Here is an 18,890-nt window from a genome sequence, read left to right on the forward strand (position 1 = left end):
CGGCGCACGCGCCGGGGTCAGAGACCGCAGGTCGACCCTGCCGCGGTCCTCGGGCTACAGGATCCCGGGCCAGAACAGGCTCAGGAACGTGAGGAAGATCCACCACAGGAACGCCAGGAAGTCCGGCTGCGTCGGCGGCACCTCGGGCGACGTGGAACCGACGGGGTCGTAGCCCACGATCGTCGGGTCGTGGTCGCTGGCCCGGAACACCGAGTCGTCGTACAGCAGCGTCGCGTTCTGGTTGTAGCGGCTGTACTCGCGCGCGACCGCCTCGTCGGCGTTGACGTCCCACGTGTCGGCGCCCGTGACCCGCTCGAACGCACCCGCCGAGGCGAAGACGTGGTCGAGCGAGCCCACCTGGCCGTCGAAGGCGTAGGTCTCGCCCGCGTCGAGCGAGGCACCGACGTTGACGTAGCCCGCGTCGGCGAGGACCTTCAACGGGTCCTCCTGCGTGTAGGAGTTGAAGTCACCGATCAGGAACGCCTGGTCGGTGCCGGCGGCCGTCTGCTGGTCGGCCGCGAACTGCACGAGCGCGGTGGCCTGCAGGACGCGCGAGTAGTTCGACGCCCCCTGGCCGTCGCCCGTGTCGGCGTCCGCTCCCGATCCGGACCCCTTCGACTTGAAGTGGTTGACGACCACGAGGAACGTCGAGTCCTCGCCACCGCCCGCCGGGCGGAAGGCCTGCGCGAGGGGTGCCCGGGCGTTCACGAAGGCCGGGTCGTCCAGGATCGCGGACTCCCCCACCGGCTCGACCACGTCGGTGCGGTGGATGAAGGCCGTGCGGATGACGTCCTCACCGGTGGTGGGTGCCGTCGCGGGCGACGGGACGGCCGCCCAGGTGTCCTCACCGGTCGCCGCGTTGAGGGCGGTCACCAGCTCGTCCAGGGCCGCGTCGCGGTCCTGCCCGAAGGCCGCGGAGTTCTCGATCTCCTCGAGCCCGACCACGTCGGCGTCGAGGGTGTTGATCGCGTTGACGATCTTGGCCTGCTGACGCTGCAGGTCCTCCTCGTCGGCGGCACCACGCGGGCCGTTCGGCGTGCAGGAGTTGACGTTGACGGGCTCGCCCGTGCGGTCGCCGTAGTACGTGCAGCGTCCGCCGGAGGCGACGAAGTCGGCGCCCGTGGTCGTGAAGTAGTTGAGCACGTTGAAGCTCGCGATCTTCACGGCACCACCGACGTCGTCGGGCGCCGCCTCACGGGTGTCGCCGAACGTGACGGGCTTGGCGCCGTCCGCGGTCAGCGCCGAGGTGGGCTGCACGCGCCAGGTGTCGAAGCGGTAGTCGAGCACGAGCGGCTCGGCGACCTCGGCCGGTGCACCGATGCGCACCTCGTTGTCCGCCGTGAGCCACGGCTGGGCGACGTCCTTCGCGCCCGCGGTGTAGTTCGCCGACGAGCCGTCGTCCAGCACCACCGACCGGGCCGCGTTCTCGGCGACCAGCGCCGTGTACTCGGCGCTGCCCGGCGCCACGACGTCGGTCGGCTGCTCGAGGGGCTCCGTGCCCGCCGCCAGGCCGATCTCGCCGAAGGAGTGCGCCGTGTAGTTGTCGGTGACGGTCCAGTCGCCCTCGAGCGAGACCAGCATGCCCTCGAGCGCCTCCCGCTGCGTCTCGTCGATCGGGAAGTCGACCGCCGTCGGCTGCACCTCGGCCGGCCCCTCCAGGACCTGCCAGGCACTCGCCGCGGGCGTGATCTGCGTCAGCCCGAAGTACTCGCTGACGACGCCCGTCACCTCCACGAGCTGGCCCACCGCGACCTCTGTCGCGAGGGCCTTGGAGTACACGAAGATGCCGTGCGAGGCGGCCGCAGCGGGGTCATGGGGTCCGCCCGTGCCGGACGTCTGCAGGTAGACGCCGTCGAGGCCGCCCGTCGGGTAGGCCGCCGTGACGACGCCCTGCGTGCGGACCGTGCTGCCCACCAGCGGGCTGACGGCGCCGTCGCCCTGCACCTCGGCGATCGTGGCGTCCGTCGGGTCGACGGGCTCCTCCGGCTCCTCGGGCTCCTCCGCGTCGCATCCCGCCGCGGTGCACGGGGTGACCTCGGAGGTCAGCGTCAGGTCGGCGCTGTTGTCGTCGGAGTCGACGGCGTCGGTGCGCACGATCGAGCGCGGGTCGTTCGTCGCGGTGGGTGCCGGCGCCGCCAGGGTCTCGAACGTCGAGGCGTTGCCGTAGCCCACCAGGTCGGCCGGGCCCGTGCCGGCGACGACCACGTCGCCGCGCGTGGTGGCCGGCAGCGCGGTCGTGCCGTCGACCAGGGCGACGATGCCGCCCGTCGCCGCAGGGTTGAACCCGCCGATCACGAGGTCGGCCGTGGGCAGCGGCACGCCGTTGCCCGCGTTGCTGCCGCCCTGCACCAGGAAGCTGCCGCCGGCCGGGATCGTGCCCGAGAGCGCGTACGTCGAGAACGCGTTCGTCCCCGTGGCCGAGCGGTACTGCAGCGACCAGCCGGCCAGGTCGATCGGCTCGTCGGTCGGGTTGTGGAGCTCGGCGAACTTGTTCGTGAAGGGCGCGTTCGCGCTGCCGCCGTTCACGTAGAGCTCGCTGATGACCGGGCCGGACCCGTCCGGTGCCGCCGCGACCGGGGTGGCCGCCAGCAGGCCCGCGACGAGGCTCGTGCCGAGCGCGACGCAGACGGACGTCAGACGGCGCTTCATCGGGTCACCTCGACCGTCGTCACGACCTGCTGCGGCGCGGCGCCCGAGAACGGGATCGACGTGACGGTCACGGGGTGCTGGCCGGGGCCGAGGAACAGCGTCGGCACCGTGATCGACCCGGTGCCGTTGACCGTCACGCCCAGACCGACCAGGAGGGAACCCTTCGTGGCGAGGAGCAGCGACGAGCCACCGGCCGGGTCCGTGACCTTCAAGGTCGCCGGGCGCAGCCAGCGGACCGGCTCGCTCGTCACCTGGAGGCCCGTGACGGGCGCTGCCTCGACCTGGAGCGGGATGCGCGCCAGGGTGCCGGCCGGGGCGACCGCGACCTCGAGGGTCACGGCGCCACTGACCGAGGCGGGCAGCGTGGCGTCGATCGTCGTCGCGCCCGCCTGGACCGGGAAGGCTCCCAGGTCGGTACGGGTGCCGTCGGCGGCGACCAGCGTCGCCGTGGCCTCGGTCGAGGGCGGCGTGCCCTTCGACGTGAGGTCGAGGGCCGAGAGGCTCACGGCCAGGTCGCTCCCGGAGGGGTACGACGGCTGGACGCCCTGGACCTGCACCGCGTGCCGGGCGTAGGACGGGGCGACGGGGCTCTGCGCGCCGAGGTACTCGATCCAGGCCTCGTAGTCGAGCAGGCCGGTGTCGACCGCCGTTCCCTCGGTGAAGGCGCGGAAGTTGTCGCCGCCGCTGGCGAGGAACGACGGCACCGCGACCTTGTAGGACTCGGCCGGGTCGACCGGCGCACCATTGACGGTGATGGACGTGATGCGGTCGCCCTCGGCCCGCGTGGGATCGAAGGTGTAGCTCACGTTCGCGGACGTGCCGAGCTGCAGGTACGGACGCGAGGGAACGGCACCGGCCGCGTCGCGCTGCCACTGCTGCTCGAAGACCTTCTTCAGGGACTCACCCGTCAGGGTCACGGTGCTGAGGTTGTTGGCGAAGGGCAGCACGGCGTTGGCCTCGGCGAACGTGACGACGCCGTCGCCGCCGCCCGCGCCGCCGCCGGCGAACAGGAGCTCGCCCCGCAGTCCGCCGGGGTTGGTGATCGCGAGGTCCGCGCCGGCCGGCGTCTCCGCTGCCGAGGCGCGGATCGACTCCGCGACCAGGTTGCCGAGCGTCGACTCCTTCGAGCGGTCGTCGCGCGTCTCACCGACGAAGGCGGTGGTGATGTCGCCCGTGATGGTCGCGACCTCCTGGCCGCCGATCTCCGCGGCGTACGCGAGGGCCGCGTCGACGATGGTCTTGACCTCGGCGACGCGGGGGTAGGTCGCGACGAGCTCGGCGGCCGGCGTCGTGGTGCGGGCGACGTTCTCGACCGTGTGCGCCAGGACGTCGCCGGTGGCCGGGTCGACCGTCAGGGTGATCTCACCGAGGAACTCGCCGTAGCTGCCGGTCTGGAGCACCGGGCGCGTGCGGTCGGGCTCTCCGGGCACGGGGGCGTCCCAGGCGTACTGCTTATGGGTGTGACCCGTGAAGATCGCGTCGACCTCGGGGTCGGTCTTCGTGACGATGTCGGCGAAGGCGCCGCCGCCCGCGACCTCCGTGGCGAGGTCGGAGCCGTCGGGTGTGCCCGCGCCGGCCCCCTCGTGGTACGCCGCGACGATCAGGTCCGGCGCGTCGGCCGAGGCCTCGAGCTCGGCGACCGTCTCGTTGACCGCGGTGACCGGGTCGGTGAAGGTCAGGCCCTCGATGCCGGACGGCGAGACCAGGCTGGGCGTCTCCTCGGTGACGACGCCGATCACGGCGACGTCCAGTCCGGAGACCGTGAAGGTCTCGGAGGCCGGCAGGATCGGCTCGCCGTCGGGGCCGAGCACGTTCGCGGCCAGGTGCGTGAAGTCGGCGGTGTCGGAGACACGGCCGAGCAGGTCGTCGACGCCCTTGTCGAACTCGTGGTTGCCGACCGCCGAGACGGCGAGGTCGAGCGCATTCAGGATCTCGAGCGTGGGCGTGTCCTGCTGCGTCGCGGAGGCGAAGAGCGAGGCGCCGATGTTGTCGCCGGCCGAGAGGAAGAGGGTCGAGTCCTCACCGTGCTCGGCCCGCAGCTGCTCGACCGTGCCGGCGAAGCTGACGGTGTTGGCGTCGATGCGGCCGTGGAAGTCGTTGATGTCGACCAGCGTCACCGTGACGGGATCGGCTGCGGGGGCGGTGGGCTCGTTCGCCGAGGCCGCGGGTGCGACCAGCAGGGCGAGGCCGAGCGAGGCTGAGAGGGCGGCGGCCAGTGGGCGCAGGGAGCGCCGAGGCGTGCGGGACATGGAGGACGACCTTCGTGTCGAGTCGGGACATGGCGCACCGAGTCGTGGGTCGTCGAACTGCCTGATTCCCCCCGAAATCGTGCTCCTCCACCACACCGCACCGCGAAGTTCGGGTCAACGCCCAGGACCGAAATCCCGATGACGATTGGGTGAAGAGCGAGGTCGGGCAGACCGGCGGTCGGTCAGTACGAGGAGGCGTCCGACGCGCCGGTGCCCGCGCCGCCGGCCTCGCGCGCCGCGGCGTCGTCGAGGATCGTGGCGGTCGCGCTCGTGCCGAAGCGGGTGATGCCGAGGGCCCGCATCTCGAGCAGGGTGTCGAGGTCGCGCACGCCGCCGGAGGCCTTGACCTGGACGTCGGGGCCGACGCTCGCGCGCATCAGCGTCACGTGGGGCACCGTGGCTCCGCCGCCCGCGAAGCCCGTGGAGGTCTTGACGAAGGCGGCACCGGCTCGCTCCGCGGCCTTCGCGCCGGCCTCGATCTCGGCATCGGTCAGGTAGGCCGTCTCCAGGATGACCTTCACGACGTGGTCGCCCGCGGCCTCGACCACGGCGGCGATGTCGGCCTGCACGTCGTCGAGCAGGCCCGAGCGGAGACGGCCGATGTTGAGCACCATGTCGAGCTCGATCGCACCGTCGGCGAGGGCCTGGCGCGACTCGGCCACCTTGGTCTGGGTCGAGGTCGTGCCGTGCGGGAAGCCGATGACGGTGCCGACCGCGACGCCGCTGCCGGACAGGCGCGTCACGGCGTGGGCCACGTCGCTGGGCCGCACGCACACGCTGAAGATGCCGTACCGGGCCGCGAGGTCCAGGTCGGCGTCGACCTCCGCGCGCGTCAGCTCCGGCTTGAGGATGGCGTGGTCGATGAGGGCGGCGATCTCCGCGGCACGGACGGTCTCAGACATGACCACCACCCTACGACGCTCCCCCGGAGCCCTCGGGCGCCGCGACTAGGCTGGTCTCCCGTGGGAGTCGTCATCGTGGCCGGGCCGTCCGGGTCCGGGAAGTCGCACCTGGGCGAGCGCCTCGGGTGGACCGTCCTGCGCCTGGACGACTTCTACCGCGACGGCGACGCTGCCGGCCTGCCCCGCTCGGACCTCGGCATCGTCGACTGGGACCACCCCGGCTCGTGGGACGCCGAGGCCGCGCTCACGGCGATCCGTGAGCTCACCGCGACCGGGACGACCGAGGTGCCCGTCTACGACATCGCGACGAGCCGGCGCACCGGCACGCACACGGTCACCTGCGACGGCCGGTTCATCGCCGAGGGCCTCTTCGCGCCCGACATCGTGGCGGCCTGCCGAGAGGCCGGTGTGCTCGACGACGCGATCTGCCTGGCCCGCCCCCGCCTGCTCACCTTCGCCCTGCGGCTGCGCCGCGACCTGCTCGAGGGCCGCAAGCCGCCCCTCGTGCTCGTGCGGCGCGGGTGGCGTCTGATGCGGGCCGACCCCCAGGTCGTGGCGCGCGCCGTCGCCGCCGGATGCCGCCCGGTCAGCCCGTCAGCAGCGTTCGCGGACCTCTCGGCCGCGGGGCGGCGGGCCGGCTGACCGCTCCGCGAGATGACGACAGGCAAGAGCCGCACGGACCAGGCGCGGTGGGCCCCGCTGCCCGCAGGCTGACCGGAGATGATGCATCCGGGTGGCCGGGACAGCCGCAAGGCATCATCGCTGGTCCCCCGCGGGCGGTCAGGCGACCGGCCCGCAACCGCCCTACAGCGCGGCGTAGGCCGGCTTGATGACGTCGTCGATCAGGGCGAGGCGCTGGTCGAACGGCAGGAAGGCGCTCTTCATCGCGTTGATCGTGAGCCAGCGCAGGTCGGCGACGCCGTAGCCGAACGCATCGGCCAGGAGCTGCATCTCGCGGCCCATCGAGGTGTCGCTCATCAGGCGGTTGTCGCAGTTGACCGTGACGCGGAAACCGAGGTCCGCCAGCGGGCCGATCGGGTGGTCGGCGACCGAGGTCATGCCGGGCACCGCATCGGTCTGCAGGTTCGACGAAGGGCACATCTCCAACGGGATGCGCCGGTCGCGCACGTAGGCCGCGAGCCGGCCGAGGCGGGGCCCACCGGGGGCGTCGAAGTCGATGTCGTCGACGATGCGGACGCCGTGACCGAGGCGGTCGGTGCCGCAGCGCTGCACCGCCTGCCAGATGGACGGCAGCCCGAACGCCTCGCCCGCGTGGATCGTGAAGTGGGCGTTCTCGCGCCGCAGGTACTCGAAGGCCTCCAGGTGCAGGATCGGCGGGAAGCCGTCCTCGGCACCGGCGATGTCGAAGCCCGCCACGCCCCGGTCGCGGTACTCCACGACGAGCTCGGCGATCTCCTGGCCGCGGTCGGCGTGACGCATCGCGGTGAGCAGCTGCCCCACGACGATCTCGCGACCCTGGGCACTGGCCTCGGCCCGTCCCTCGTCGATGCCCGCCTGCACGGCCTCGACCGCGCCCGACAGGTCGAGTCCGCGCTCGAGGTGCTGCTCGGGCGCCCAGCGCAGCTCGGCGTAGACGACACCGTCCGCCGCCAGGTCGAGCACCGACTCCCGGGCGACGCGGGCCAGGTCCTCCGGCCGCTGCATCACGGCGACGGTGTGCTCGAAGGTCTCCAGGTAGCGCGGCAGCGACCCGGACGACGACGACTCCGCGAACCAGCGCGCGAGCCCCTCGACCGAGTCGGCGGGGAGCACGTGGCCGATCTCGTCGGCGACCTCGGCGACCGTCGCCGGGCGCACGCCCCCGTCGAGGTGCTCGTGCAGCGCGACCTTCGGCGCCGCCGCGACCTGCTCCGAGGTCGCCGGCGTGCCGCCGCCCCGCTTGGTGACCTTCAGCTCGGGGGTCTCGGACGTCACAACGCACCGCCTTCCATGAGCAGCGAGACGGTCTCGGCGACGCACGCCGGACGCTCCTCGCCGCGGATCTCCACCGTGTGGCGCAGGGTGGCACGCTGGCCCTTCTCGATCTCCTCGACCGACACCAGGTCGACCGTGTTCCGCACCTTCGAGCCCACGCGGACCGGCGTGATGAACCGCACCGTGTTGAGGCCGTAGTTGACCCGCGCGACGTTGCCCGCGAACGCGAACACCTGCGCACCGAGGAACGGCAGCAGCGAGAGCGTCAGGTACCCGTGCGCGATCGTCGTGCCGAACGGCCCCTCGGCCGCCCGTTCGCTGTCGACGTGGATCCACTGACGGTCGCCCGTCGCGTCGGCGAACAGGTCGATCCTGTCCTGCGTGATCGTGAGCCACTCGCTGGAGCCGAGCGTCGTTCCTGCCGCTGCCGAGATCTCGGCCGCGTCGTTGAAGACCTTCATCCGTCACTTCCGTGCTGGTGCTGCATGACCACTCGACCCTAACCGAGGCGCCGTGCGACCCACGTCACACCCACCCCCTCCTCCGGGTTCCCACGAGACCGTCGGAAACTTCCTGGGTGGACCCAGGAATCCCGCTCCGACCACATGAAGTTTCCTGCGCGCGACGTGGGATTCGAGCGTGGGGGCACCTCCCACGACGGAGTCGTAGGGGGACTCGTGGGAAACGGGGTCAGTCGACGCGGGCGAGGACGACCGAGGCCGGGAGGTCGGGGGCGTCGGTACCGATGTCGAACGCGTCGGCCAGCGCCTCCTCGGCCCGGGCGAACCGCTCGGGCGTGTCCGTGTGCAGCTCGATCAGCGGCTGCCCCCGGCGCACCGTGTCGCCGGGCTTGGCGTGCAGCACGACCCCGGCGGCCGCCTGCACCTGCTCACCCGGGCGCGATCGACCGGCCCCGAGCCGCCACGCGGCGACACCGACCGCGAGCGCGTCGAGCCGGGTCAGCACCCCGTCGGCCGAGGCGGTGACGACCTGCGTCTCCTTCGGCGTGGGGAGCGCCGCGTCGGGGTCGCCGCCCTGCGCGGAGATCATCCGGCGCCAGACGTCCATGGCGCGGCCGTCGGCCAGGACCTCGGCCGGGTCGACGTCACCCCGCCCCGCCGCGGAGACCATCTCGCGGGCCAGGGCGACGGTCAGGTCGACCACGTCCTGCGGCCCGCCGCCGGCCAGCACCTCGACCGACTCGGCGACCTCCACCGCGTTGCCCGCGGTCAGGCCGAGCGGCGTCGACATGTCGGTGAGCAGGGCGACGGTCGTGACCCCGGCGTCCTGGCCGAGCGAGACCATCGTCTCGGCGAGCTCCTGGGCCTGCTCGAAGCTCTTCATGAAGGCGCCGGAGCCGACCTTCACGTCGAGCACGAGCGACCCGGTGCCCTCGGCGATCTTCTTGCTCATGATGGAGCTCGCGATGAGCGGGATGGCCTCGACCGTGCCCGTCACGTCGCGCAGCGCGTAGAGCTTCTTGTCGGCCGGCGCGAGTCCCGCACCCGCGGCGCAGATGACCGCTCCGACGTCCTCGAGCTGGCTCAGGATCTCCTCGTTGGACAGGTCGGCCCGCCACCCGGGGATCGCCTCGAGCTTGTCGAGCGTGCCGCCCGTGTGGCCGAGCCCGCGACCCGAGAGCTGGGGCACCGCGACACCACACGCCGCCACGAGCGGCGCCAGCGGCAGGGTGATCTTGTCGCCCACTCCCCCGGTGGAGTGCTTGTCGGAGGTCGGGCGGCTGAGGCTCGAGAAGTCCATGCGCTCGCCCGAGGCGATCATGGCGGCGGTCCACCGGCTGATCTCGGAGCGGTCCATGCCGTTGAGCAGGATCGCCATCGCGAGGGCCGACATCTGCTCCGGCGCGACGACACCCCGGGTGAAGGCGTCGACGACCCAGTCGATCTGCTCCGGGCTCAGCCGGTGCCGATCGCGCTTGGCCGCGATGACCTCGACCGCGTCGAAGGGTTCAGTCATGGGATGCCTCCTGGGGTGGCGGTGGTGGAAGAGGGTACGGCTGCGGGGACGCGACCGGGTACGCGTGGCCGGGCTGCTGCGGGTACGGGTGGTACGCAGGCGGGTACGGGTACGGGTACGGGTACACGTACCCCGGCGCCCACGTCGGCGGGGGCGGCGGCGGAGGCTTCGGGGGCATGGGCGGTCGGGTGCGCTGCAGGCCGCGCGCCCGGGCCATGACCTCCACCAGCAGCACGAACACGATCGACGTCACGAGGGTCGGCAGCACGTCGAGCACGCCGTACTCCTCGGAGGTGACCCCCACGGTGTTGAACGACTCGAGGGTGAACAGCACGAGGTTGTTGGCGACGTGCGCGGCGATGGCCGCCTCGAGACCGCCCGTGCGGATGACCAGCCACGACGCCGTCAGCGCGAAGATCGTCACGTCGACGAGGCCCCAGAACTCGTAGAGGTGACCGGCCACGAACAACGGCGTGCTGACCAGCACGGGAACGACGGCCCACCGCGTCCACGACCCCACCAGCTGGAACAGGTACCCGCGGAACACGTACTCCTCGGCCGTCGCCTGGAGCGGCGTCACCAGCAGGGCGACGGCGAAGTAGATCCACGCGTCGTCCGCGAGGCTGGGTGCGTCGAGCTCGCCGCCCAGGCCGAGCGCCAGCCCGCCGAGGATCGCCGCCGCGTACAGCACGAGCGCCACCGCGCCCACCTGCGCCAGCCAGCCCCAGCGAAGGCGGCCCTCGACGGACGAGAGGTACCCGACCGGTCGGGGTCCGGTCGCCAGCACACTCAGGAGCACGGCCGGCAGCATCAGGGCGATCAGCAGCAGCGAGAAGCCGAGCTCCCAGGGCGAGGACATCAGCCCGGCGCCGAGGTCGTCGATCCAGCGCTCGATCTCGTCGCCGTCGCCGCCTGAGGCGATGACCAGCACCAGGAGTGCACCGACCGTCAGGGCGGCGGCGGCCAGGACGTACCCGAACGCGCCGATCAGGCCGGCGACCGGGAGCTTCCACCACTCGTGATCGGGGTGCTCACGTGCGAGCCGGTGGTACGGGGTCGCCACCGCTCACGCCTCGGTCAGGTCGCAGACGAGGCTCTCGTAGCCCCGCAGCACCCAGGTCGGGCGACGCGGTGCGTCGAGCAGCTCGATGCTGCCGTAACGCGCGAGCAGGGCGCGCAGGCTGATCTGCAGCTCGAGGCGCGCGAGCGGCGCGCCGAGGCAGAAGTGGAGTCCCATGCCGAAGCCGACGTGCGGGTTCGGGTCGCGGGACACGTCGAACGCGTCGGCGTGCTCGAAGGCCTCAGGATCGCGATTGGCCGAGCCCATCAGGCACGCCACGACCTCGCCGGCCCGCACCGTCTGCCCGTCGACCTCGACGTCGCTCGTGGCGGTGCGCTCGAACAGCTGCAGGGGCGCGTCGAAGCGGATGAGCTCCTCCAACGCTGTCGCGACCTCGACCTCGCCCGAGCGGACCCGCGCCTCCTGCTCGGGGTGGCCCAGCAGGGCGACCAGCCCGTTCCCGAAGGTGTTGACCGAGGCCTCGTGGCCGGCGTTGAGCAGCAGCACCACCGTCGCCACGAGCTCGTCGTCGGAGAGCTTCTGGCCCCCGCCCCCGTCGGCGTCGTCGCGGGCCGCGACGAGATCGGTCACGAGGTCGTCGCCCGGGGTGCGGCGTCGGTGCTCCACGACCTCGCGCACGTAGGCGGCGAAGCTCACGCTCGCCTCGACCGCGGCGGCGCGCGTCGCGTCGTCGACGTCGGACTCGTACATGTGGACGATCGCCTGCGACCAGTCCCGCAGCAGCTCGTGGTCGGTGCGCGGGAAGCCCAGCAGGTCGGCGATCACGAAGACCGGGAAGGGCTCCGCGAAGTCGGCCAGGAGGTCGCTGCGGGGCTCCAGCCGGTCGACCATCTCGGCGGCCAGCGTCTCGATGCCCGGCCGCAGCCGCTCGACGTGGCCCCGCCCGAAGGCGCCGGCGAGCAGCCGCCGCATGCGGGTGTGCTCCGGGGGCTCGTTCTCCATCAGCTGGTTGCGGTGGAGGGTGTTGAACGGCTCCATCACGTCGGCCGGCTCGTGGTCGGTCCAGAGACGTCCGAACGCCCGGTTGCGCAGCACCTGGGTGACCGAGGCGTGCGTCGTGGCGAGCCAGCGACCCGTGGGCTCGTGCCACCGCAGGCTGCCGCCGGCCCTCAGCTCGGCGAGCGCCGGGTAGGGGTCGGCGACGAAGCCGGGGGCGGTCAGGTCGAGGTGGCTCGCGCTCACGCGGGCGGTTCCGGAGCGGCCGTCCCGGCCGCCAGGTCGGTCACGTCGAACGCGTCGGGCAGGACCTCGTCCATCGTCTTGATGCCCGAGGGCGTCTGCAGCTGCATCGTGGGTCCGCCGTTCTCCCACAGCAGCTGTCGGCACCGGCCGCACGGCATGAGCGGACGGCCCTCGGAGTCGACGCAGGCGACCGCGATGAGGCGTCCCCCGCCCGTGGCGTGCAACGCGGAGACCATGCCGCACTCGGCGCACAGCGCGACCCCGTACGCGGCGTTCTCGACGTTGCAGCCCAGCACCACCCGGCCGTCGTCGACCAGTCCGGCGACACCGACCTTGTAGTTCGAGTACGGCGCGTAGGCGCGGCCCATGACCTCGGTCGCGTAGCGCGTCAGGGACGCCCAGTCGACCGGGTCGTCGGCGCCCTTGATGCCCAGCGACATCGCTGCGGGCGCCACTAGCCCGCCCCTCCGCGTCTGTACGGTTTCCCGTCGGCCGCCGGCATGCGGAGACGTTGGGAGAACACGGCCAACACGAACAGCGTCACGACGTACGGCGTCATGCCGGTGAAGGACGCGTTGACCGTGTCGGAGCTGAAGAACCAGACGAAGGCGCCGAGCGACAGCCCGGCGATGACGAGGCCCGTGGTCCGCTCGGCCGCACGCACCTTGATGACCGCGAACACCGCCAGCAGGATCGCGACGAGCAGCAGGAGGGCGTGCACCAGGGTGCCGCTGTTGGACAGCAGCGAGATGCCGTCGGTGTAGCCGAACATCAGCGAGCCCGTCAGCACGCCGCTGGGTCGCCAGTTGCCGAAGATCATCGCGGCGAGGCCGATGTAGCCGCGGCCACCGGTCTGACCGACGGTGAAGGACGACGAGGCGACCATCGCGAGATACGCGCCGCCGAGGCCGGCGAAGGCCCCCGAGATCAGCACCGCGACGTACTTGTAGCGGTACACGTTGATGCCGAGGGTCTCGGCCGCCTGCGGGTTCTCACCGCAGGAGCGCAGCCGCAGGCCGAAGGACGTGCGCCACAGGACCCAGGCGGTCACGGCGACCAGCACGAAGGCCAGGACCGTGAGGACCGAGAGGCGCGTCGTGACGCCCGCGATCGCGCCGGCGACGTCGGAGATGATGAACCAGTGCCGGTCGGCGAGCGACCTGGCCCCGTCGGCGATGAGCGGCACCGTGAACTCCGGTGGCGTCGAGTAGCCCGACAGGTTGCGCGGTCCGCCGCCCTCGAGGTCGTCGAAGGTCGTCTTGGCGAGGAAGCCCACGGCCCCCAGCCCCACGATGTTGATCGCGACACCCGAGATGATGTGGTCGACCCCGAACGAGACCGTCGCGATCGCGTGCAGGAGTCCGCCCAGCAGACCCATCGCAGCCGCTCCGAGCACGCCCACGAGCGGCCCGTAGTGGTACGCGAAGAACGCTGCGCCCCAGGTGCCGAGGAGCATCTGGCCCTCGAGACCGATGTTGACGATGCCGGCACGCTCGGCCCACAGCCCGCCGAGACCGGCGAGCAGGATGGGGCACGCACCGATGGTCGCGGCCCGCAGCGTGCCGGGAGCCGTGATGCGGTCGGCGCCCGTGTAGAGCCGCACCGACGAGATCACGACGATCACGGCCAGGGCCGCGAGCCACCAGGTGTAGCGGAACGTGCGCGCGCGCATGACCTCGGCGCTGACCTGCGGGCTCATGCGGACGCCCCCTCTCGCTCGGCGTCGAGCTGTCGCGAGACCCGCTCGGCCTCGGTCTTGGCACGGCGGCGCCCCACGACCTCGTAGGCCACGACGACCGCGAGCACCGTGACGCCCTGGGTGATGTCGATGACGTCCTTCGCGATGCCGGCCGACTGCAGGTTGTTCGACTGTCCGGACAGGAAGGCGAACAGGGCGGCGGCGAAGAAGATGCCCAGGGTGCGGTTGCGACCCAGCAGGGCGACCGCGAGGCCGAGGAAGCCCAGGCCCGCCTGGAAGTTCTCGGGCGTGCCGAAGGTGTGCACGGAGCCGAAGTAGGCCGGCATCCAGACCAGGCCGGCCACGGCACCCGACAGCGCCATCGTGGCCAGCGTCATCCGCTTGACGTTGACGCCGCTGGCGCGTGCCGCGGTGGCCGACTCGCCCGTGACGCGCAGCTCGAAGCCGAACCGGGTGCGCGCGATGAGGAACCAGTACCCGATGCCCAGGATCAGGGCCAGGCTCGAGAGCGCCCAGACGTCACCGGGGGCGTCGGCGAAGATCTTGAAGCCGAGCGGCTGGCTGTCGAGCGGCAACCGCTCGGTCGTGAAGGTGTAGCCGCTGGCCTGGCCGTAGTTCGTGACGAGGTAGCCCGCCATCGTCAGCGCGATGTAGTTCAGCATGATCGCGCTGATGACCTCGCTGACTCCGCGGTAGACCCGCAGCAGGCCCGCGATCAGCGCGTAGGCGGCGCCCGCGGCAGCAGCCACGACGAGGGTCGCCAGGATGTTGAGCGGCCCGGCCACGAGCCCGCTGCCGGCGAAGAAGGCCCCGGCGCACGAGCCCACGATGTACTGGCCCTCGACACCGATGTTGAACAGGCCCATCCGGAACCCGATGGCCGCCGCGATGCCCGAGATCGAGAGCATGGCCGACTGGTTGATGATCGTGAGCAGGACGCGATCGTTCGGCACCGAGAAGATGACCTCGAGGAAGTCGCCCGGCGACCCTCCGAAGGCGGCGATCAGGACGCCGGTCGCGAGCATCGCGGCGACCACCGCCACGAGGGGCGGGAGCAGGCCACCGACGACCGTGTCGAGGACACGTCGCATGCTGAGACTCCTCATGCCGCCTCCCCTCCGGTCATGGCTTCGCCGAGGTCGCTCGCGGTGACCGAGGACGGGTCGAACTGGGCCGTGAGGCGCCCTCGCAGGATGACCTCGAGACGGTCGGACAGGCCGATCAGCTCGTCCAGGTCGGCCGAGACCAGCAGCACGCCGAGTCCTTCGCGTCGGGCGGCGCGGATGTGGTCCCAGATCGCGGCCTGGGCGCCGACGTCGACGCCGCGGGTCGGGTGCGACGCGATCAGCAGCCGCGGGCTGCCACTCATCTCGCGGCCCACGATGAACTTCTGCTGGTTGCCGCCCGACAGCGCGCGGGCGGAGGTCTCGACACCCGGGGTGCGGACGTCGAACTCGTCGATGATGCGCTGGGCGTCGGCCCGCGCACCCTTGCGGCTCACGAGCCCGCGCCTGACCGCGGGGGCCGAGGTCTGGTGGCCCAGCACGCGGTTCTCCCAGAGCGGGTAGTCGAGCACGAGTCCGTGCCGGTGTCGGTCTTCCGGCACGAAGCCCACGCCGAGGTCACGCACCGCACGGGTGCTGAGCCGGGTGATGTCGTCCTCGCCGAGGTGGATCGAACCGGCGTGGGCGCGCACCATGCCCATCACGACCTCGACGAGCTCGGACTGGCCGTTGCCCTCGACCCCGGCGATGCCGACGACCTCGCCGGCGTGCACGGTCAGCGAGATGTCGTGCAGCAGGTCGCGACCGGTGTCGTCGGCGACCGAGACCCCGTCGAGCCGCAACACGGGCCGATCGGTCACGGTCGACTCCGAGGTGGCGGGCGACGGGAGCTCGGCGCCGACCATGAGCTCGGCGAGCTCGCGCTTCGTGGCGGTCTTCGGGTCGGCGGTGCCCACCGTCGTGCCGCGTCGCATGACCGAGATGTCGTCGGCGATCTGCCGCACCTCGTCGAGCTTGTGCGAGATGAACAGGACCGAGCGGCCCTGGGTCACGAGCTCGCGAAGGTTCGCGAACAGTGCGTCGACCTCCTGCGGCACGAGGACCGCGGTCGGCTCGTCGAGGATGATCAAGCGGGCGCCGCGGTAGAGGACCTTGAGGATCTCGACCCGCTGACGGACCGCGACCCCGAGCCGCTCGACCAGGGTGTCCGGGTCGAGGCCGAAGCCGAAGCGGTCGGAGATCTCCCGGATCTCGCGCTTCGCGTCGTCGCCGATGCCGTGCAGCTTCTCCGCACCGAGCACGATGTTCTCGGCCACCGTGAGGTTGTCGGCCAGCATGAAGTGCTGGAACACCATGCCGATGCCGGCGGCGATCGCGTCGGTCGGCGAGGCGAACGACACCGGGGCGCCGTCGACAAGGATCTCGCCGTCGTCGGCGGGCTGGACCCCGTAGAGGATCTTCATCAGCGTGGACTTGCCGGCACCGTTCTCACCGATCAGCGCGTGCACGCTCTCCGGCCGGATGTGCAGGGACACGTCGTGGTTGGCGACGACGCCGGGGAACCGTTTGCCGATCCCGCGCACCTCCACATCGATGGTCGTCACGCAGACATCCTCTCGCAGGTCGTGGGCAGAACAAGGAAAACACAAGTGGGTCCGGGAGCCTCCTCCCGGACCCACTCATGACGCGTGGGTGAAACGACTCACGGCTCGGTCGGAACCTCGATGTCACCGCTGATGATCTGCGCCTTGTAGTCCTCGAGCTGGGCGATCGTCTCGGGGGTCAGGAACCCGCCCGACACCGAGTAGCCAACGCCCTCGTCGGCCAGGGTGAAGGTCGTGAAGCCCTGGTCCGGCTCGCCGTTGACGACCGACTCGATGAAGCCGAACGTCGCCGTGTCGACGCGCTTGAGCATCGACGTGATGATGTGCTGGGCCTGCTCCGGACCGGCGGTCAGGAACTGGTCGGAGTCGACACCGATCGCGAGCTTGTCGGCCGCGACCGCTGCGTCGAAGACGCCCGTGCCCGAGAAGCCGGCGGCGTGGAACACGATGTCGGCACCGTCGCCGTACTGGCCCTCGGCGGCAGCCTGTCCACCGGCCGGATCGCCGAAGCCCGCGGGATCGGACTCCTCGATGTAGGTCGAGAGGATCTCGATGTCGGGGTCGACCGCCTCGGCGCCCGCGGCGTAGCCCGCCTCGAACTTCTGGATCAGGGTGTTGTTGACACCGCCGACGAAGCCGATCGTGCCGGTCTCGGACTGCAGAGCAGCCGCGGCACCGACGAGGAAGGAGCCCTCGTTCTCGGCGAAGCCCAGGTAGGCGACGTTGCAGTTGACGTCGTCCTCGGTCGGGTCGAAGCCGTCGATCACGGCGAAGGCGACGTTCGGGTACTCCGGCGCGACGGTGTCGACCGCCTCGCTGTACGCGAAGCCGACACCGACGATGACGTTGTGGCCGCTGTCGGCGAAGTTGCGCAGGCGCTCCTCGCGGATGTCCTCGGACTCGTCCTGACCGGCCTCGCCCTCGCTGACGTCCGTGAGACCGAACTGCGCGACGGCCTTCTCGAGACCGGCGTAGGCCGAGTCGTTGAACGACTGGTCACCGCGTCCGCCGACGTCGTACGCCAGGCTGACCTTGGCGTCACCCTCGATCTGCACGGGGTCGCACTCGGGCGCGGCCTCGGTGTCGTCGGTGTCGTTGTCGGCGGCCGTGCCGCAGGCGGACAGGATGAGTCCGCACGTCGCGATGGCGACGCCGTACGTCGAGAGTCGGCGCACTTTTCCTCCTCGGTGATCGGCACGGCCTTCTGCCGGCCTGCGGCAGACTCTAGGTCGCGCCAGGCCTACCCGGAAGCGTTGTGACGACCCGTAACCGTTTTGTCACTCAGGCGGAGGCCGACCCCGCCCCTTGAGGTGCGAGCGAGGGACGAGCGAGCCTCGACAGGGGTGCCGCCACCACCGTCCGGTCCGGCCGTCCGCTGATAGAGCGCCTCAGCTCAGTGCGGCGGCGGCGAGGACGCGGGCGCCGACGGCGATGGCCCGCTCGTCGACCCGGAGGTTGCCCTGGTGGAGGTCGTACGTCGGCCCGTCGGGCGTGCGCGTGCCGAGGCGTCCCATGGCTCCGGGCACCGCCTCGACGTACCAGGCGAAGTCCTCACCGCCGAGGCTCTGGGAGGTCGAGGCGACCCCGCTCGGTCCGATGACCTCGGTCACGGCCCGGCGCATCGACTGCGTGGCCGCGAAGTCGTTGACGACGGGCGGCACGCCCCGCACGTACAGCACGTCGGCGCTCACCCCGAACGGCTCGATGATGTCGGCGATGAGACCGCGCACGAGGTGCTCGGCCTGGTGCCACGCGTTCGCGTCGAGCATGCGCAGCGTGCCGGCGAGCTCGCCCGTGGCGGGGATGACGTTGGCGGCCTGACCGGCGGCGATCTGGCCCCACACCATCGACACCCCGGCCCGAGGGTCGAAGCGGCGCGACAGCACGGCGGGCAGCTGCGTGACGAGGCTGCCCAGCGCGTACGTGAGGTCCTCGGTCAGGTGGGGGCGCGACGTGTGCCCGCCGCGGCCGCTGAGCGTGACCTGGATGCGGTCGGAGGCACCCGTGATGGGGCCCTCGCGGAGGCCGACCTGGCCGACGTCGAGCGACGGGTCGCAGTGCAGCGCGAAGATGCGCGACACGCCCTTCAGCACGCCCTGCGACAGCAGCTTGAGCGCGCCGCCGGGCATGACCTCCTCGGCCGGCTGGAAGAGGAACCGCACCCGGACCGGCAGCGGCTCGATGCGGTGCGCCTCGGCCAGGGCCACGGCCGCCCCCACCAGTCCGGAGATGTGGACGTCGTGGCCGCACGCGTGGGCCACGTTCGGCACGATCGATCGCCACGTGTCCTGGGTCGTGTCAGGGATCGGGAGCGCGTCGAGGTCGGCGCGCAGGGCCACGATCGGACCCTCCTCGCGTCCCACCTCGGCGACGAGGCCGGTGCCGGGGAGCAGCTCGTACGAGATGCCGTGCTTGTCCATCCACCGGGCGACCACGTCGGTCGTGCGCTCCTCCTGCCAGGAGAGCTCGGGATGGGCGTGGACGTCACGGCGCAGGTCGATGAGGTCAGGGGTGATCTCGTCGATCGTGCGCGTCACGACGTCGAGGGAACCCATCAGGCCAGGATACGCGCGGCTCGGGATGTGCGTGGGTGCACGACCGAAGGCCG

General features: G+C 71.7%; 15 protein-coding genes and 1 pseudogene. 1 reads left to right on the plus strand and 15 read right to left on the minus strand.

The window, feature by feature from the left end; all coding sequences use genetic code 11:
• Positions 1 to 54: 54 nt before the first annotated feature.
• The 4 genes and pseudogenes from LO931_RS02980 to deoC all read right to left on the minus strand — a co-directional run bounded on the left by LO931_RS02980 (position 55) and on the right by deoC (position 5,800).
• Positions 55 to 2,349: an ExeM/NucH family extracellular endonuclease gene (locus LO931_RS02980; protein ID WP_370636085.1), complete on the minus strand. Its 2,295-nt coding sequence runs from the start codon at positions 2,347 to 2,349 to the stop codon at positions 55 to 57.
• Positions 2,329 to 2,649 (minus strand): annotated as a pseudogene (locus LO931_RS17620) (lamin tail domain-containing protein); the annotation flags it as partial. The pseudogene LO931_RS17620 and the gene LO931_RS02980, both read right to left, overlap by 21 nt.
• The gene (locus LO931_RS02985; RefSeq protein ID WP_229051735.1) at positions 2,646 to 4,898 is read right to left on the minus strand and encodes a bifunctional UDP-sugar hydrolase/5'-nucleotidase; all 2,253 of its coding nucleotides are present in this window, start codon (positions 4,896 to 4,898) and stop codon (positions 2,646 to 2,648) included. The pseudogene LO931_RS17620 and the gene LO931_RS02985, both read right to left, overlap by 4 nt.
• Before the next feature lie 182 nt (positions 4,899 to 5,080).
• A complete protein-coding gene (deoC, locus tag LO931_RS02990; protein ID WP_229051736.1) occupies positions 5,081 to 5,800 on the minus strand; it encodes a deoxyribose-phosphate aldolase in 720 nt (239 codons plus the stop codon).
• Between the two features lie 60 nt (positions 5,801 to 5,860).
• On the opposite strand from deoC, the gene LO931_RS02995 reads away from it, so the two are divergent.
• The gene (locus LO931_RS02995) at positions 5,861 to 6,442 is read left to right on the plus strand and encodes a uridine kinase (RefSeq protein ID WP_229051737.1); all 582 of its coding nucleotides are present in this window, start codon (positions 5,861 to 5,863) and stop codon (positions 6,440 to 6,442) included.
• 162 nt (positions 6,443 to 6,604) lie between these two features.
• On the opposite strand, the gene LO931_RS03000 is transcribed toward LO931_RS02995, so the two are convergent.
• The 11 genes from LO931_RS03000 to LO931_RS03050 form a co-directional block, all read right to left on the minus strand.
• Positions 6,605 to 7,714 (minus strand): adenosine deaminase, encoded by a 1,110-nt coding sequence (locus LO931_RS03000; RefSeq protein WP_370636086.1) that lies wholly within the window; start codon positions 7,712 to 7,714, stop codon positions 6,605 to 6,607.
• Between the two features lie 17 nt (positions 7,715 to 7,731).
• A complete protein-coding gene (locus tag LO931_RS03005; protein WP_229051739.1) occupies positions 7,732 to 8,196 on the minus strand; it encodes a MaoC family dehydratase in 465 nt (154 codons plus the stop codon).
• A gap of 229 nt (positions 8,197 to 8,425) precedes the next feature.
• Complete coding sequence (locus tag LO931_RS03010) at positions 8,426 to 9,712, minus strand: thymidine phosphorylase (RefSeq protein WP_229051740.1); 1,287 nt, start codon at positions 9,710 to 9,712, stop codon at positions 8,426 to 8,428.
• Positions 9,705 to 10,775, minus strand: a complete 1,071-nt coding sequence (locus tag LO931_RS03015) for a CPBP family intramembrane glutamic endopeptidase (RefSeq protein WP_229051741.1) — start codon at positions 10,773 to 10,775, stop codon at positions 9,705 to 9,707. Before LO931_RS03015 ends, LO931_RS03010 begins: the two co-directional genes overlap by 8 nt.
• Before the next feature lie 3 nt (positions 10,776 to 10,778).
• Positions 10,779 to 11,975: a cytochrome P450 gene (locus tag LO931_RS03020; protein WP_229051742.1), complete on the minus strand. Its 1,197-nt coding sequence runs from the start codon at positions 11,973 to 11,975 to the stop codon at positions 10,779 to 10,781.
• Positions 11,972 to 12,415, minus strand: a complete 444-nt coding sequence (locus tag LO931_RS03025) for a cytidine deaminase (RefSeq protein ID WP_229053064.1) — start codon at positions 12,413 to 12,415, stop codon at positions 11,972 to 11,974. The genes LO931_RS03020 and LO931_RS03025 overlap by 4 nt, the downstream gene beginning before the upstream one ends.
• 14 nt (positions 12,416 to 12,429) lie before the next feature.
• Complete coding sequence (locus tag LO931_RS03030) at positions 12,430 to 13,674, minus strand: ABC transporter permease (RefSeq protein WP_229051743.1); 1,245 nt, start codon at positions 13,672 to 13,674, stop codon at positions 12,430 to 12,432.
• Positions 13,671 to 14,765 carry an ABC transporter permease gene (locus LO931_RS03035; protein WP_229051744.1) on the minus strand — a complete coding sequence of 365 codons (1,095 nt, stop codon included), beginning with the start codon at positions 14,763 to 14,765 and terminating at the stop codon, positions 13,671 to 13,673. Before LO931_RS03035 ends, LO931_RS03030 begins: the two co-directional genes overlap by 4 nt.
• An 11-nt stretch (positions 14,766 to 14,776) precedes the next feature.
• Complete coding sequence (locus LO931_RS03040; RefSeq protein WP_229051745.1) at positions 14,777 to 16,282, minus strand: ABC transporter ATP-binding protein; 1,506 nt, start codon at positions 16,280 to 16,282, stop codon at positions 14,777 to 14,779.
• A 98-nt stretch (positions 16,283 to 16,380) separates the two neighbouring features.
• Entirely contained in the window at positions 16,381 to 17,457 is a 1,077-nt protein-coding gene (locus LO931_RS03045) for a BMP family protein (RefSeq protein WP_229051746.1), read from the minus strand.
• A 213-nt stretch (positions 17,458 to 17,670) separates the two neighbouring features.
• Entirely contained in the window at positions 17,671 to 18,837 is a 1,167-nt protein-coding gene (locus LO931_RS03050) for an amidohydrolase (RefSeq protein WP_229051747.1), read from the minus strand.
• Positions 18,838 to 18,890 lie beyond the last annotated feature (53 nt).

The organism is Aeromicrobium sp. Leaf350 (genome assembly GCF_916858655.1).
Classification (GTDB): Bacteria; Actinomycetota; Actinomycetes; order Propionibacteriales; family Nocardioidaceae; genus Aeromicrobium.

Excerpts from the sequence above, each read along its gene's own strand:
- LO931_RS02985 (WP_229051735.1), bottom strand. The coding sequence starts at position 4,898 with ATGTCCCGCACGCCTCGGCGCTCCCTGCGCCCACTGGCCGCCGCCCTC.
- deoC (WP_229051736.1), bottom strand. The coding sequence starts at position 5,800 with ATGTCTGAGACCGTCCGTGCCGCGGAGATCGCCGCCCTCATCGACCAC.
- LO931_RS03005 (WP_229051739.1), bottom strand. The coding sequence starts at position 8,196 with ATGAAGGTCTTCAACGACGCGGCCGAGATCTCGGCAGCGGCAGGAACG.
- LO931_RS03010 (WP_229051740.1), bottom strand. The coding sequence starts at position 9,712 with ATGACTGAACCCTTCGACGCGGTCGAGGTCATCGCGGCCAAGCGCGAT.
- LO931_RS03025 (WP_229053064.1), bottom strand. The coding sequence starts at position 12,415 with ATGTCGCTGGGCATCAAGGGCGCCGACGACCCGGTCGACTGGGCGTCC.
- LO931_RS03030 (WP_229051743.1), bottom strand. The coding sequence starts at position 13,674 with ATGAGCCCGCAGGTCAGCGCCGAGGTCATGCGCGCGCGCACGTTCCGC.
- LO931_RS03035 (WP_229051744.1), bottom strand. The coding sequence starts at position 14,765 with ATGCGACGTGTCCTCGACACGGTCGTCGGTGGCCTGCTCCCGCCCCTC.
- LO931_RS03050 (WP_229051747.1), bottom strand. The coding sequence starts at position 18,837 with ATGGGTTCCCTCGACGTCGTGACGCGCACGATCGACGAGATCACCCCT.